11 protein-coding genes and 1 tRNA gene are annotated in these 15,501 nt (G+C 75.3%); 4 read left to right on the top strand and 8 right to left on the bottom strand.

Annotated elements, in window-relative coordinates:
• The first annotated feature begins 38 nt into the window (after positions 1-38).
• Complete coding sequence (locus QPK52_RS18450; protein ID WP_410538581.1) at positions 39-284, top strand: hypothetical protein; 246 nt, start codon at positions 39-41, stop codon at positions 282-284.
• Positions 285-314: 30 nt separating this feature from the next.
• On the opposite strand, the gene QPK52_RS18445 is transcribed toward QPK52_RS18450, so the two are convergent.
• From QPK52_RS18445 to QPK52_RS18425, 5 genes are all read right to left on the bottom strand, one after another.
• Positions 315-845 carry a DinB family protein gene (locus tag QPK52_RS18445; RefSeq protein WP_410538580.1) on the bottom strand — a complete coding sequence of 177 codons (531 nt, stop codon included), beginning with the start codon at positions 843-845 and terminating at the stop codon, positions 315-317.
• A gap of 667 nt (positions 846-1,512) precedes the next feature.
• Positions 1,513-4,044 (bottom strand): ComEC/Rec2 family competence protein, encoded by a 2,532-nt coding sequence (locus tag QPK52_RS18440; protein WP_410538579.1) that lies wholly within the window; start codon positions 4,042-4,044, stop codon positions 1,513-1,515.
• Complete coding sequence (locus QPK52_RS18435; protein ID WP_410538578.1) at positions 4,041-4,745, bottom strand: helix-hairpin-helix domain-containing protein; 705 nt, start codon at positions 4,743-4,745, stop codon at positions 4,041-4,043. Before QPK52_RS18435 ends, QPK52_RS18440 begins: the two co-directional genes overlap by 4 nt.
• Positions 4,746-5,358: 613 nt before the next feature.
• Complete coding sequence (locus tag QPK52_RS18430; RefSeq protein WP_410538577.1) at positions 5,359-6,237, bottom strand: DegV family protein; 879 nt, start codon at positions 6,235-6,237, stop codon at positions 5,359-5,361.
• 191 nt (positions 6,238-6,428) lie between these two features.
• Positions 6,429-7,175: a hypothetical protein gene (locus QPK52_RS18425; RefSeq protein WP_410538576.1), complete on the bottom strand. Its 747-nt coding sequence runs from the start codon at positions 7,173-7,175 to the stop codon at positions 6,429-6,431.
• A 259-nt stretch (positions 7,176-7,434) separates the two neighbouring features.
• Here QPK52_RS18425 and QPK52_RS18420 point away from each other — a divergent pair, with 259 nt between their 5' ends.
• Positions 7,435-8,871, top strand: a complete 1,437-nt coding sequence (locus QPK52_RS18420) for an FAD-binding oxidoreductase (RefSeq protein WP_410538575.1) — start codon at positions 7,435-7,437, stop codon at positions 8,869-8,871.
• Positions 8,872-8,915: 44 nt separating this feature from the next.
• Entirely contained in the window at positions 8,916-10,232 is a 1,317-nt protein-coding gene (locus QPK52_RS18415) for a (Fe-S)-binding protein (RefSeq protein WP_410538574.1), read from the top strand.
• A 67-nt stretch (positions 10,233-10,299) separates the two neighbouring features.
• Here the strand turns inward: QPK52_RS18415 and leuS are convergent, their stop codons facing one another.
• A complete protein-coding gene (gene leuS / locus QPK52_RS18410) occupies positions 10,300-13,185 on the bottom strand; it encodes a leucine--tRNA ligase (protein WP_410538573.1) in 2,886 nt (961 codons plus the stop codon).
• A 278-nt stretch (positions 13,186-13,463) separates the two neighbouring features.
• Positions 13,464-13,536: transfer RNA gene (locus QPK52_RS18405), tRNA-Ala, on the bottom strand.
• A 252-nt stretch (positions 13,537-13,788) separates the two neighbouring features.
• Between QPK52_RS18405 and QPK52_RS18400 the strand changes: the two genes are divergently transcribed.
• Complete coding sequence (locus tag QPK52_RS18400; protein ID WP_410538572.1) at positions 13,789-15,201, top strand: glycosyltransferase 87 family protein; 1,413 nt, start codon at positions 13,789-13,791, stop codon at positions 15,199-15,201.
• On the opposite strand, the gene QPK52_RS18395 is transcribed toward QPK52_RS18400, so the two are convergent.
• Positions 15,180-15,413, bottom strand: coding sequence for a hypothetical protein (locus tag QPK52_RS18395; RefSeq protein WP_101254268.1), 234 nt, complete (start codon positions 15,411-15,413; stop codon positions 15,180-15,182). The genes QPK52_RS18400 and QPK52_RS18395 overlap by 22 nt on opposite strands.
• Between the last annotated feature and the right edge of the window lie 88 nt (positions 15,414-15,501).

The following is a 15,501-nucleotide window of genomic DNA, read 5'->3' as shown; positions in this document are numbered from 1 at the left end:
CGCGCGGGCCGCCCCGGCTGCTGTCGCACAATGACGCGGTGGACGACGTACGACACATCCTGGTGCTCCCCGACCGCGACGCCGCGGAGGAGGTGGCAGAGGAGGTCGCCGAACGGCTCGGCCTGGCGGAGGAGCCGCGGCCGGTCCGCGAGGCGCTGGCGGGTGAGGACGACGCGGAGGACGCCCAGTGGCTGGTCGTGCTCGACGACCCGGACGGCGCGTACGACCCGGCCGGACTGGAAGCCCTGGCGACCGAGTACGACGGCTGGCTGGAGCGGGGCTGAGGCGGCGAGCGGGCGCGGGCCGGGCGGCCCTCAGTCGCGGGAGGCGGCGCGCAGCATCCGAAGCTGGCCGATCTCGGCGGCGTTCTTCATCAACTCGGAGTTCACCCAGGCCGCCATGTCGGCGACCGTGTACCCGGACCCGTCCGGCCACGGGAAGGGGGCGGCGGCGTCCAGAGCTGTCTCGGTGAGGCCGTCCAGCACCTCCAGCCAGTCCGTGCGCAGGCCGCGCAGCCACTCGACGGCGGCCCTTCCCTCGCCCGGCCAGACGACATCGTCGCGCCCACGCGGCGTCCGGCCCCGCGCGTGGTCCGCCGCCGTGCCCCACCACCAGCCGATGTGCCAGCTCAACCAGGCGATCGTGGGGACCGGGACGGGATCGGGCTCGGTGTCCGCCCAGTCCGGCACCCACTTCCCTTCCGCGTCCGGGCGCACCGTCCAGCAGTGCCGGGGAGCGGGCTCCCAGAGGAAGTCCTCGGGCTCCAGACGTTCCAGGTGGTACTCGAACAGCGCCCAGGTCAGGTCGGACTGCCGGCGTAGCAGGTCGCGTCGGGATGTGGCCACCGTCCGACTCTGGCACACCACGGCCCGGGACGGAAACGGTTTGTCCGGCGGTGGGCGGGAGTAGGGCGCGCGGCCCGGGGCGCCCGCCCGATGCGCCGTGCCATGCCGCCGGTCAGCGTCCGGCGTATGACGGCCCCTCACCCGGCTCCGCGTACGGCGGAGCAGCGCAGAGGCGATGTCGTGAAACGGCTGGAGGAGGACGTGGACGCCTGGGCGTCCACGGTGAACCCCGACGCCACCCCCTGTCTCGTGCCCGCTGTCGTTCCTCTGGTCCGAGGGCTCGTTGCCGATCTCCACCCGCGCCTCCCGGCCCACCGTCCGCAACCTGCGGGCGGCGGGCCGGGAGGCGCGGGCACGGGTGGCGCTGGGGCACACGCGGGACGTGGTCCTGATCGACACCCGCGCCGGGATCCTCGGCCCCGGTGGACTGCCCGGGCGGGAGGCGGACGCGTTCGCCACGAAGCTGGTCCGGGACCCGCGCGAGAAGCCCGGATGGGTCCACCTCCGACTGCGGCCGGAGAGCTTGCTGGCCTGGCGCGAAGAGAGCGAACCGGCCGGCCGGGAGCTGATGCGCGACGGGCGGTGGCTCACGCGTCGAGGGCCCTTCGGCAAGGGAAGCGGGGCGGGAAACGGTTCCCGGTGCGCCGATGCCCGTTCCGGCGGCCCGTCAGCCCGACGCGGTCACCGTGCCGTCCCCGGTGACGGCCAGGGAGCCGTGGGTGTCGGTGCGCAGGACGGCGGAGCCCAGGGCGTGCAGCCCGGCGAGAACCTTCGGGGACGGGTGGCCGTAAGGATTGTCCTCCCCGCAGGAGACGAGGGCGACGCGGGGGCTCAGCCGCTCCAGCAGGGCCGGGTCCTGGTGGGCCGAGCCGTGGTGGGCCACCTTGAGGACGTCCACCGCGGGCAGGTCGGGGTGCGCCTCCAGCAGGCCGCGCTGTGCTGGGGGTTCGAGGTCGCCGGGGAGGAGGACGGTCAGGCCGGCCGCGCGGACGAGGAGGGTGACGCTGGCGTCGTTGGCCTCCTCACCCGAGGGGGAGGGCGGTCCGGGAGGCGGCGGCCGGCGGGGCCAGAGCACCTCCCAGGACAGATCGCCGATCCGGCGCCGCTCCCCCGGCCCCGCCCCGATCACCGGCACCCCCGCACGGGCGGCCTCGCGCCGTACCGCCGCCGCCTGCCCGGCCGGTTCGCTCCGGTCGGTGGTCTGGATCGCCCCGACCGCGCGGCCCCTCAGCACCCCGGACAGTCCGGCGACGTGGTCGGCGTGGAAGTGGGTGAGCACCAGCAGGGGGACGGCCGTGATGCCGAGGGCTCGCAGACAGCGGTCCGCCGCCTCCGGATCGGGGCCGGCGTCGACGACCACGGCCGCGCCCTCCCCGGCCGCCAGCGCCAGGGCGTCCCCCTGGCCCACGTCGCAGACCGCCAGCCGCCAGCCCGGCGGCGGCCAGCCGGTGAGCGGGCGGATCAGCGGGGCGGGGCGCAGGACCGCCAGGGCCAGCAGCACGGCGCAGGCCGCGCAGAGCCATCGGTGCCGCACCAGTCGGCGGGCGGCCAGGACCGCCGCGGCGATGAGAGCGGCCAGCAGCAGTGCGCCGGCCCAGCTGCCGGGCCAGTCGATCTCGGCGCCGGGCAGGGAGGCCCCCGCCCGGGCGATGGCGGCGACGGCCCCGGTGGGCCAGCCCGCCAGCCGGGCCAGCGCCTCGGCCAGCGGCGGCGCGAGGGGTGCGGTGACCAGGGCGGCGAAGCCCAGCACGGTGGCGGGCGCGACCAGGAACTCGGCCAGCAGGTTGCACGGGATCGCCACCAGGCTGACGTGGGCCGCGAGGACCGCGACCACGGGCGCGCACACCGCCTGCGCCGCCGCGGCCGCCGCCAGCGCCTCGGCGAGCCTTCCCGGCACTCGCCGGCGGCGCAGGGCCTCGCTCCAGCGGGGTGCGACGGTGAGCAGCGAGCCGGTGGCCAGGACCGAGAGGACGAAGCCGAAGTCGCGGGCGAGCCACGGGTCGTGGAGGACGAGCAGCAGTACGGCGGCGGCCAGGGCCGGCAGCAGGGACCGGCGCCGCCCGGTGCCGATCGCCACGATGGTGATCAGCCCGCAGGCCGCCGCCCGCAGCACGCTGGGCTCGGGACGGCAGACCACCACGAAGGCGAGGGTGAGCAGCGCCCCGGCGACCGCGGTGGTGCGCAGCGACATCCCCAGCCGGGGCGCCATGCCCCGGCGTTCGGCGCGTACGGCCCTGCCCGGCGGCCCGATGAGCAGCACCAGCAGGATCGCGAGGTTCGAACCGCTGACCGCCAGCAGATGGAGCATGTCAGCGGTCCGGAAGGCGGCGTCGAGATCGGGCGGGATGCGCGAGGTGTCGCCGACGACCAGCCCGGGCAGCAGCGCCCGCGCGTCGCCCGGCAGCCCGTCGCTGGCCTCCCGCAGCCCGGAGCGCAGCTCTCCCGCGGTGCGCTGGACCGCCGTCGGCCCGGCGGTCACCGTGGGCGGCCCACCGGCGCTCACCCTCAGGACGGCGGCGACGTCGCGGCCCCCGGCCCCGTCGTCCCGGGGCGGCAGGAGCCGGGCCTGGAGCCGCAGCCGGGTGGAGGGCAGCAGATCGAGCCATCCCGCCGGTGGCCCGGCCGCCGAGTCCGCCCCCCGTACCAGGACGAGCACCGGCGACCGGGTGGCGGTCACCGTGCCGTCGGCGGTGGTGACGCGCAGGGCATCGGCCCGCAGCATCACCGTGTCCGCCGTTTGCTCCGAGCCGCGTACGCGGGGCCGGACGAGGCGCGGATCACCGGTGACGGCCACCTCGGCGGTGACATGCGCGTACTGCCGGGCCGCCGCGGGCAGCGGGCCCCGGTGCAGGTCGGCCGCGTGCGCCGCGGCCACCCCGCCGCCGGCGGCGGCGCACACCAGCGTCATGGCGACGGCCGTACGCCCGCCTCCCCGGATTCCGCCACGGCGCCGTGCCAGAGCCAGGGACACCGCCGCACCGAGGAGGCACAGCACCACCCCTGCGACGGCCGCGCCGCCCGGAGCGCCCAGGGCCAGGGCCGCCGCCGCCCAGGCGGCCAGCGCGGGCGGCACCAGCCGCAGGTCGGCCGGGCCTTCCTGGCGCGGCTCCGCCGCCCCCAGCCGGCGACCGGCGGCGGAGTGGACCGCCGACCGGGCCGCCGCACCGGCCGCCGTACCGGTCGGCGTATTCGTGGTCACGGCCCGACCAGCGGCTTCAGCTCGGCGAAGCGGCGCTCCCCGATCCCGTTGACCTCGCGGAGCTCCTCGACGGAGGAGAAACCGCCGCGCTCGGTGCGGTGGTCGATGATGCGCTGGGCCATCACGGGGCCGATGCCGGGCAGGGCGTCGAGCTGGTCGGCCGTGGCGGAGTTGAGGCTGACCGGTCCGCCCACCGCCGGCCCGCCCCCGGCCGCGGCGGCGGGCGGACCGGGGACGGCTGCCACCGCGGGAGGCTCCCCGACGACGATCTGCTCGCCGTCGGCCAGCGGCCGGGCGCGGTTGAGGCCGTGGAGGTCGGTGCCCGGCCGGACACCGCCCGCGGCCCGCAGCGCGTCGGCCACACGGGCTCCGGCCGGCAGCCGGTGGACACCGGGCCTGCGGACCTCGCCCGCCACGTCCACCAGCAGCGTCCCTCCCGCGGAAGCCGCGCCGGGGGCCGGGCCGGGAGCCGCCGCGGGCGCCGGAGCAGAGGTGGGTTCCGGGAGAAAGGACGGGTAGGGCGCGGGGCGCGAGCGGGAGGCCGACTCCACAGGCGGTGCCTGCACCGTCTGCGGGCGCCCGCTCCAGAAGTGGTGCACGGCGAACCCGAGGGCCACGGCCAGGGCCAGGGCGAGTGCGGCCAGCGTGCGCGGCTCCACTCCGCACCGCGTGCGCACCCACAGCGGCAGCCTGTCCCGCACGGCCTCCGCCAACCGTGCGCGCCGGGACTCGTCCGCGGGGCCGGTGCCCACGGGGTCGGCGCCCGGCCCGGCCGCGGGACCGGGCGCAGGGCCGGGGTCGTGAGCACGACCGGGAACGGAACCGGAAGCAGGGCCGGGAACGGGACGGGCCGGGCGCGGCGCGGGCGCCCGCTCCGCCGTCCGCCCCTGCGGGCGCTCCGCCGCCAGACGGGCGGCCCGCGCCTGCCGGACCGCGTCGTGTGCGGCCGTGATGGCCTCCGTCCGCGTCATCCTGACAGGCGCCCCGCAGGTGTCCGGCCCGCGCGGCTCCGGCCCCGGCGCCGGCGGGACGTCCCCGAGCAGCGCGCCCGCGCGCTCCCGCAGGGGCGCCGCCTCGGTGGCCCGCCGGAGCTCCCGCCGGCGCCTGCGCCGCTCCCCGTTCGGGACGGTGCCGTCCGGGCCCCGGTGGCGGCCGGGGCCTGCCGCCAGAGGGCGCAGGGGCGGGCGAGTGGAAGGACGGGAGGCTGGGGTACGGGAGGCAGGGGTGCGCGGCCGGAGGCGTGGTGGGGTGCTCATGCCGCCCGACGGTAGGCGGGAACGCCGGTCCCGTCCGGGCACGGCTTTCTTCCGTGGACTACCGGCCGGTTGTGGACAACTCCGTCACCTGCCGGAGTGACACCACGACACCCAGCAGCCCCGGCCCCGTGTGCGCGCCGATGACCGCCCCCACCTCGCTGACGTGCAGTTCCCCGAGTCCCGGCAGCCGGTCTCGCAGCCGCTGCGCGAGCTGGTCGGCACGGTCCGCGGCCGACAGGTGGTGGACGGCGACGTCCACGTCGGCATCGCCCGCCCGCTCCGCCACGATCTCCTCCAGACGGGCGATGGCCCGGGAGGCGGTGCGGACCTTCTCCAGCATGCCGATACGGCCGTCCTCCAGCTCCAGCAGGGGCTTGACCGCCAGGGCCGAGCCCAGCAGGGCCTGGGCCGCGCCGATGCGGCCGCCGCGCCGCAGGTAATCCAGGGTGTCCACGTAGAAGAACGCGGAGGTCCCCTCCGCCCGCTTCCGGGCCGCGGCGACCGTCTCGTCCAGCGTGCCGCCGGCCTCGGCGGCCTCGGCCGCGGCCAGGGCGCAGAAGCCCAGCGCCATCGCCACCATGCCGGTGTCCACCACCCGCACCGGTACGGGCGCCTCACGCGCGGCGGTCACGGCCGCGTCGTAGGTGCCGGACAGCTCGGCCGACAGATGGAGGGAGACGATGCCCTCCACTCCCGGCTCCCGCGCGATGGAGCGGTACACCTCGGCGAACACCTGCGGACCGGGGCGGGAGGTGGTGACGGACCGCCGTTTCCGCAGGGCCTCGGCCAGCGAGCGGGCGGAGAGTTCGGTGCCCTCCTCCAGCGCCCGGTCGCCCAGCACCACGGTCAGCGGCACCGAGGCGATGCGGTGGTGTTCCAGTGCCGCCTGCGGCAGGTAGGCCGTGGAATCAGTGACGATCGCGACATGGCGGGACATGGGGCGGAGATTACCGGGCCCTTCCCCGCCGCGATGAAGCGAGCGGCGCGACGCGGTCCGCGTTACGGCGGTCCGCTGCCCGGTGGTTCACTCGACGGCCTTTCGCGGTGGTGCGGTTCGGGTGGTCAGGAGGGGCGGTGCGGACCGGTCCGCCCGGCCGGCACGGCCGGACGCGGAGGACCTCGCGGGCTTCAGGACGCGCTCTGCGGGCGGCCCCTGCCGAAGTCCGGGCCGAACTCCTTGGTGAAGTCGGTGCCGAAGTCCGCCGTGCGGCCGTGCGAGGCGTCCTTCGGGCCCTCGATGCCCGGCGTCCGCGGGGTCTCCGCGCCGGGTGCGGCGGCCTCGGAGGCCGTGCCGGGAACGGTGCCGGGAGCGGTCTCGGAGGCAGGGGCGGGGGCGGTCCAGTGCCGCAGCGCGCCCGCCTCGATCTCGATCTGCTCGCTCAGCGCGGCCAGCCCGTCCTCGTCGTGCCGCCTGGCCCGGTCCTGCGCGGCGAAGCGCAGCGAGTCGGCGGAGGCGCGGATGCGGCCGGCGCGCTCCCGCGCGTCCGGGAGCCGGGCGGCGATCCGGCCGCGGTCCGGCTCCCGCTCCATCAGCAGCCGCAGCTCGCCGTCGAGCTGGCGGGCGTGCTCTTCGAGCCGGTCGAGCAGGCCGGCCGCCTCGCTCAGCGAGGGGTCGTGCCGGATCCCGGTCTCCAGCGCGCGGCGCGTGCTGTCCAGAGAAGTGCGCAGCTCCAGTCGCACGCGGGCCAACTCCCCCACGGGGCCCGGCTGGGCACTGCGGGCCTTCAGCGTGGTCTCCTCGACGGTGCGGCGCACCTGCTGCCCCGTCCGCTCCACGCCGCGCCTGACCGCTCGCACGGTCTTCACCGTGGCGATCGCGCCGAGGACGACGAAGAGCAGGAAGAGGAAGGCCAGCAGACCGATGACGAACTCCACAGCTCCGCTCCCTCGTCGGCAGGTGTGCCACCGCCCTCCGGAGCCCGGAGGGGGCGGTCGTCCTCCCAGGGTAAACGCGCGGGGCCGGTCCCGGGTTCCGGCGGGCCCGGAACACCCCCGCATCCGTCCCGTAGGGGTCCCGGGAGTGCCCGGGAGCGGAACCCTCCCTCCCCCCGCCCCCTCCCCGCCTTCTCGCCGCCGCGCGCCCGCTGGTCTACCGTCGGTCCACGCCCGTACTGGACTGGATGGTGGTGCGCCGATGCACACGCACGCGGAGACGGGCCCGGCCGGACGCCGGGCCGCATACCCGGCCGGGAGCCCGCCCGGCGACCTGGCCGACGACCTGGCCGCCATCGTGGGACGCGATCACGTCAGGACCGACGACGGGGCGCTGGCCGCCTACGCCCGTGACGCCACCCCCCTCTTCCACGCCCGGCCGCAGGCCGTGGTGCTGCCCGGCCGCACCGAGGAGGTCGCCGCGGTCCTGCGGTACGCCACCGAGCGGGGCGTGCCGGTCGTACCGCGCGGCGCGGGTTCCAACCTGTGCGCCGCCACCGTGCCCCTGCGCGGCGGCATCGTCATGGTGCTCACCCGGCTCGACCGGATCCTGGAGGTCAGCCCCGCCGAACTGCTGGCCCGCGTCCAGCCCGGGGTGACCACCGCCGCACTCGCGGACGCGGCGGCGCGCGAGGGCCTGCTGTACGCCCCCGACCCCGGCAGCCGGACCGTCTCCACCGTCGGCGGCAACGTGGCGACCTGCGCGGGCGGCCTGCGCGGCCTGAAGTACGGCGTCACCCGCAACCACGTGCTCGGCCTGGAGGCCGTCCTGCCCACCGGTGAGGTCGTCCGCACCGGCGGGCGGCTGTGGAAGGACGTGGCCGGCTACGACCTCACCCGGCTGCTGACCGGCTCCGAGGGCACCCTCGCGGTGATCACCGAGGCCACCGTGGCCCTGCTGCCCGCCCCCGAGGAGACCGGCACCGGGGTCGCCTACTTCGACTCCCTCGCCGACGCCTCCCGGGCCGTGGCGGCCGTCATCGCCGACGGGATCGTCCCGGCCACGCTGGAGTTCCTCGACCGCAAGTGCGTCTCGGCCGTCGAGGAGTTCGCCGGTCTCGGCCTGCGGCAGGACGCCGGGGCGCTGCTGCTCTTCGGCGACGACGGGTCCAGGCGCACCGTGGCCGGCACCCTCGCCCGTATCGGGGAGGTGTGCCAGGGGGCCGGCGCCCTGGAGGTCACCCTCGCCGAGGACGTCGCCCGCGCCGACGCCCTGCTCGCCGCCCGCCGCTGCTCGCTCCCGGCGCTCTCCCGGCTGGGCTCGCTCACGATCCTGGAGGACGCCACCGTGCCCCGCCACCGGCTCGCCGAGATGGTGGACCGCATCGACGAGATCGCCGACCGCCACGACCTGCGGATCGCCACCTTCGGCCACGCCGGGGACGGCAACCTCCACCCCACCTGCGTGCTCGACCCCGACGACGGCGAGGGGGCCGAGCGCGCCCACCGGGCGTTCGCCGAGATCTTCGCGGCCGCCATCGCCCTGGACGGCACCATCACCGGCGAGCACGGCGTGGGCGCCGCCAAACTGCCCTACCTGGCCGACCGGATCGGGGACGACCAGGTCGCCCTGCTGCGCCGCATCAAGAAGGCCTTCGACCCGGCGGGCATCCTCAACCCGGGAAAGCTCGGATCCTGACTTCCTCCCCGCCCGAAGGCGGGGGTGTCCACGGAGGAATCCCATTGACCGACTCCGCACCCCGTCCCGCACCCCGCCCCGATCCCGCCTCCGGCCCCGAGCCCGCCTCCGGCCCCGAGCCCCCGTCCGGCCACGGCCCCGGCCGGGGCGAGGGCCTCGGCGTCTTCGACAAGGCTCTGCTCGACCGCTGCATCTCCTGCGGGTTCTGCCTGCCCGCGTGCCCCACCTACACCCTCACCCGCCAGGAGCCGTCCTCCCCGCGCGGCCGCATCACCCTGATGCGGGCGCTGGAGTCCGGCGACCTCGCCCCGGACGACCCCACCCTGGCCGAGGAGTCGTCGTTCTGCCTGGGCTGCCGGGCCTGCGAGACGGTCTGCCCGGCGGGAGTGGAGTACGGGCGGCTGCTGGAGCAGTGGCGCGACCACCAGTGGCAGGGACGCGACCGGCCCCTGATCGCCCGTCTGCTGATGGCCTTGGTGTCCCGGCCGTGGCTGCTGCGGCTCCAGGGGCTGGTGCGTCGCCACGCCCGCGACCGCCGCGCCGCCCGCGGCCGCCGCCTCGCGCGCGGGGAGCGTGAGCAGGCGGTGTCGCTGATGCTGGGCTGCGTCGAGCGCGGGCTGTACCCGTCCGTCTCGCGCGCCGTGCGCGAGCTGCGGCCGGAGGTCACCGTCCCCTCCGGGCAGGGCTGTTGCGGCGCGCTGCACGCCCACAACGGAGACTCCGCCGCCGGTGCCGAGATGGCCCGCGCGCTCGGCGAGCGGCTGCCCGGCACCGTCGTGACCACCTCCGGCGGCTGCGCCGCCCACCTCGCCCACCACCTGGGCCGGGACCGCGTCAGGGAGCTGAGCGACTACCTGGAGCGCACCGGCCACCGCCCCGCGGGCCGGGTCACGGTCGGCGGCCGTCCGGCGCGGGTCGCCCTCCAGGACTCCTGCCACCTGCGCAACGGCCTGGGCGTGACCCGTCCGCCCCGCGAACTCGTCGCCGCGGTGGCCGACTACGTCGAGCTGCCCGGCGCGGGCGACTGCTGCGGCGCCGCCGGCACGTACGCGATGCTGCGGCCGGACGACAGCCGGGCCGTGCTGGATCCGAAGCTGGAGGCCCTGCGGAAGCTGGACGTGGACTACGTCGTGGCGGTCAACCCCGGCTGCCTGCGCCAGTTGCGGCAGGGGCTGCGCCGCACGCGCTCCCGGGCGAAGGCCGTGCACCTCGCCGAACTGCTCGCCATGGCAGCGCGGTCGGAGCCGGAAGGCGGGTCGGACCCCGGTCCGGAGGACGAACCGGCTCCCGGGCCGGTTCCCGGGCCAGCTCCCAGGCAGGACCCCGGGCAGGGAACGGTCGCCGGTCCGGCGGAGGGCTGAACGCGCACGGCTGCGGGCCGCGGCCGACCGGCCGCGGCCCGCAGCCGCATGACGTGCGCGCCCGGGGTCAGGCGGGAACGATGTTCACCAGCTTCGGCGCCCGCACGATCACCTTGCGGACGTCCGCCCCGCCCAGCGCGCCGGTGATCGCCGGCTCGGCCAGCGCCCGGGCCTCCAGGTCGGCCTCGGAGATGTCCGGGGCGACCTCCAGCCGGGCCTTGACCTTGCCCCGCACCTGCACGACGCAGGTCACGGTCTCGTCCGCCACGTACCGCGGATCGGCCACGGGGAAGTCCTCGTGGACGACGCTGGTGTCGTGGCCCAGCCTGCGCCACAGCTCCTCGGCGATGTGCGGGGCCAGCGGCGCGATCAGCAGGACCATGCGCTCGGCCACCGAACGCGGCACCTCGCGCAGCCGGGTGACGTGGTTGTTCAGCTCGGTGATCTTCGCGATGGCGGTGTTGAAGCGCAGGCCCTCCATGTCCTGCCGCACCCCGTCGACCGCCTTGTGCAGCGCGCGCAGGGTCTCCTCGTCCGGCTCGGCGTCGACGACCGCGACCTCGCCCGTCGTCTCGTCGACGACGTTGCGCCACAGCCGCTGCAGCAGCCGGTACTGGCCGACGACCGCGCGGGTGTCCCACGGGCGGGAGACGTCCAGCGGGCCCATGGCCATCTCGTACAGCCGCAGGGTGTCGGCGCCGTACTCGGCGCAGATCTCGTCCGGAGTGACGGCGTTCTTCAGGGACTTGCCCATCTTGCCCAGCGCCCGGCTGACCTTCTCGCCGTCGTACCAGTAGGCGCCGTCGCGCTCCTCGACCTCGGCGGCGGGCACCGCGATGCCGCGGGAGTCGCGGTAGACGTAGGCCTGGATCATGCCCTGGTTGAACAGCTTGTGGAACGGCTCGGCCGAGGAGACGTGCCCCAGGTCGTACAGCACCTTGGACCAGAAGCGGGCGTACAGCAGGTGCAGCACGGCGTGTTCGGCGCCGCCGACGTACAGGTCCACGCCGCCGGTGGGCATCCCCTCGCGCGGGCCCATCCAGTAGCGCTCGATCTCCGGGTCGACCAGCTTCTCGTCGTTGTGCGGGTCCAGGTAGCGCAGCTCGTACCAGCAGGAGCCGGCCCAGTTGGGCATGGTGTTGGTCTCGCGGCGGAACCTGCGCGGGCCGCGTCCGTCGCCCAGGTCCAGCGTGACGTTCACCCACTCCTCGTTCCGCGACAGCGGGGTCTCGGGCTCGGTGTCGGCGTCGTCGGGGTCGAAGGTGCGCGGGGAGTAGTCCTCGACCTCGGGCAGTTGCAGCGGCAGCATCGACTCGGGCAGCGCGTGTGCCACGCCGTCCTCGTCGTAGACGATCGGGAACGGCTCGCCCCAGTATCGCTGGCGGCTGAACAGCCAGTCGCGCAGGCGGTAGTTGACGGTGCCCTCGCCGATGCCGCTCTCGGTCAGCCACTCGGTCGTCCGGGCCTTGGCCTCGGCCACGCCCAGACCGTCCAGCGACACCTCCACACCGGTGGAGTTGATGATCGCGGCGTCGTAGGAGGAGAAGGCGTCGTCCCAGGTCGACGGGTCGGTGCCGCGGTCGTCGGTCGGCTCGACCACGCAGCGCATGGGCAGTTCGAAGGCGCGGGCGAAGGCGAAGTCGCGGCTGTCGTGCGCGGGGACGGCCATGATCGCGCCGGTGCCGTAGCCCATCAGCACGTAGTCGGCGATGAAGACGGGGATCCGCTCGCCGCCGGCCGGGTTGACGGCGTAGGCGCCGGTGAAGACGCCGGTCTTCTCCTTGGCCTCGGCCTGCCGCTCGACGTCCGACTTGGCGGCCGCCTGCTTGCGGTACTCCGAGACCGCCTCGGCCGGGGTGGAGTGGCCGCCCGTCCACACCTCGCGGGTGCCCTCGGGCCAGGCGTCGGGGACGATCCGGTCCACCAGCTCGTGCTCGGGCGCCAGCACCATGTACGTGGCCCCGAACAGCGTGTCCTGACGGGTGGTGAAGACGGTGATCCGCTCAGCGGAGCCCTCGTCGGCCCCGTCGACCGGGAACTCGATGCGGGCGCCCTCGCTGCGGCCGATCCAGTTGCGCTGCTGCAGCTTGATCGCCTCGGGCCAGTCCAGTGCGTCCAGGTCGCGCAGCAGCCGCTCGGCATAGGCGGTGATGCGCATGTTCCACTGGCGCAGCTTGGCCTTGAAGACGGGGTAGTTGCCGCGCTCGGAGCGGCCCTCGGCGGTGACCTCCTCGTTGGCCAGGACGGTGCCCAGGCCGGGGCACCAGTTGACCGGTGCGTCGGAGGCGTACGCCAGGCGGTACCGACCCAGTACGTCGGCCCGTTCGGTCTCGCTCAGCTCGCTCCAGGCCCGGCCGTCCGGGGTGGGACGCGTGCCGGACTCGAACTGCTCGACCAGTTCGGAGATCGGCCGGGCCCGGTCGGCCTCCTCGTCGTACCAGGAGTTGAAGATCTGCAGGAAGATCCACTGGGTCCACTTGTAGTAGTCCGGGTCGATCGTGGCGAAGGACCGGCGCTGGTCGTGGCCCAGGCCCAGCCGCCGCAGCTGGGCCTTCATGTTCTCGATGTTGGCCTCGGTGGACACCCGCGGGTGGGTGCCGGTCTGCACGGCGTACTGCTCGGCGGGCAGCCCGAAGGCGTCGAAGCCCAGGGTGTGCAGCACGTTGTGGCCGGTCATGCGCAGATAGCGGGCGGTGACGTCCGTGGCGATGTAGCCCAGCGGATGCCCGACGTGCAGGCCCGCGCCCGAGGGGTACGGGAACATGTCCATGATGAAGCGCTTGGGGCGGGCGACGGTCTCCGGATCGCCTGCCAGGTCCCCGCTGGGATTGGGCGCCTCGTACACGCCGCGCTCGTCCCAGAAGTCCTGCCAGCGCGCCTCGATCTCCGCGGCCAGCGCGGCCGTGTAGCGATGGGGGGCCGCGGTCTCCGCGGCGGCGGTGGTCTCGCTCATCGTCCTCTAAGCTCCATCGGTCGTCGTCTGCCTGCGGGAGGGCTCACGGCCCGTAAACGAAAAGACCCCTCGCACAGGAGGGGACGCCGCGCTGGTTCCGACCTCACCGGAACCGGGACCGGAGGGTCGGCGCTGGTTCAGCGCGGCCCGCTAAGCAGAAGGCGTACGGCACGCATGCCGTCAGGGTACCGCAAGGCCTTCCCGGCCCCGGCGACCGTCCGGGGCCCGGACGAACGGAAGCGGGCCGCCCTTCCGGACGGCCCGCTCTCCCACTGCTGTGGAGCTAAGGAGAATTGAACTCCTGACCTCTTGCATGCCATGCAAGCGCTCTACCAACTGAGCTATAGCCCCTTGTTCCCTCCGCTGCGGTCCCCCGCGGCGGCGATGCCTACTGTACACGGCCGGGAGCCTCCTTCGCCAAATCCCATAACGGACGGGTCACGGCCGTCCGGGTAGTGTCGGATCTCCACGCCCGTACGCGCATGCCCCGCGCGTACGGGCAACCGGCCGCACCCGCGCACGTCCACGCACACGGCCGGCCGTGGAATGCCTGACCGCCCCGCCCGACCCGACGACCGTCACAGCCAGGACCCGGAGCCGCCCGTGAGTACGCTGCAGTTGACCGCCGACCGCCGGTTCCCCGCGGCGCGGGCGTACCTGCTGAAGCGGTCCACGCGGCTCGCCGCCGTGTTCTGCCTGTTCTCCTTCACCGCCTTCCTGGCGGCGCAGAGCGCGGCGGACGTCTCCATGATCGACCTGATGGTCTACCGGACCGAGGGCTGGACGGCGCGCACCGGCGGCGACCTGTACACGATGCGCGCCACGCACGCCGAACTGCCCATGACCTACCCGCCGTTCGCCGCGCTGCTGTTCATGCCGCTGACCCTCGTCGACGTGCCGACGATGCGGCTGCTGGCGACCGCGGCGAACCTCGCCCTGCTGGTCGCCCTGGTCCATCTGTCGCTGCGGCTGATCGGGCGTCCGCTGGACCTCCCGCGCCCGGCCGCCGTCCTGGCGCTGTCGGCGGTCGCCGTCTGGTGCGAGCCGGTGTGGACGACGCTGCGGTACGGCCAGATCAACCTGCTGCTGGCGGTGCTGGTGCTGTGGGACCTGTCCCGGCGCGCCGGCCACCGCTGGGCCGGCGTCGGCATCGGGGTGGCCGCCGGGATCAAACTGACCCCCGCCCTGTTCGCGGTGTTCCTGGCCCTGTGCGGACTGGCGCTGGCCTGGCGGCGGAGGCGGCTCGCCGACCGCCCGGTGCGGCTCTGGAACCACTGGCTGCGCCGGGCCTCCGTCGCCGCGGGGGCGTTCGCCGGGACGGTCGTGCTGGCGGCGCTGGTGCTGCCGCGGGACTCCCGGCACTTCTGGACCGAGGCGGTCTTCTCGCCCGAGCGCGTCGGCCGGGTCGAGGACACCGCCAACCAGTCGCTGCGCGGCGTCCTGGCACGGTTGCTGCACACGGCCGAACCCGGCGCCGGCTGGACGCTGCTCGCCGTCGCGGCGGCCGTGGCGGGGCTCGCCGTCGCGGTGGCCGCGGCCCTCGCCGGCCCGCGCCGGCTGCCCTCCGCGCACGCCTGGGCCGCCGTCTGCGTCGCCTGCACCGCGCTGCTGGTCAGCCCCGTCTCCTGGTCGCACCACTGGGTGTGGTGCGTGCCCGCGGTGCTGCTGCTGGGATCGGAGGCGCTGCGCCGGAGCAGTGCGCCGTGGTGGACGGGTACGGCGCTGGCGGCGCTGCTGTTCTGCTCCTACGCACTGTGGTGGGTGCCGCACGGCTCCCCGGTGGAGCGGTTCGAACTGCGGCAGAGCGGCGCGCAGATGGCGCTGTCGGCGGTCTATCCGGCAGCGGGCGCGGCGCTGGTGGCACTGGCCGCGGTACTGGTGGTACGCGCGCTGCGGCGGCCCGCGCCGTATCCGTGCCCGCCCGGCTCCTTCGGCACCCTCCCGGCGCCCAGGGCACGTACGGCCTCACCGGCCTCCGCGCGGGCGGGCGGCGGTCAGGCCGCCACGAAGGAGTAGAAGCGCTTGAGGGTGCAGTGCTCCTCCAGGAGCCGGCCGTAGATCGGCTCGCCCTCCAGCTCGCGGTAGGTCTCGATCGGGTCGCCCTTGATGATCAGCGCCCGCGCGCACTCGGCGCACCAGTACTGGTACGCCGTGTTGACCGGCTCCATGTCGCGGACGATCGGGGTCCCGCTGCCGCACCAGTCGCACTTCCTGCTGTGTGCACCCATGTCCGTCAGTCAACTCCAGCCGTGACCGCAGGCGTGCGCACGTGGGGAACCCCTCCGCTGTCTCTGCCGTCCTCGATGTCTCCGAACG

It is taken from the genome of Streptomyces sp. KL2 (assembly GCF_046529545.1).
Classification (GTDB): domain Bacteria; phylum Actinomycetota; class Actinomycetes; order Streptomycetales; family Streptomycetaceae; genus Streptomyces; species Streptomyces radiopugnans.
Note: the sequence above shows the minus strand (reverse complement) of the source record. Positions and strands in the feature narration are given on the sequence as shown.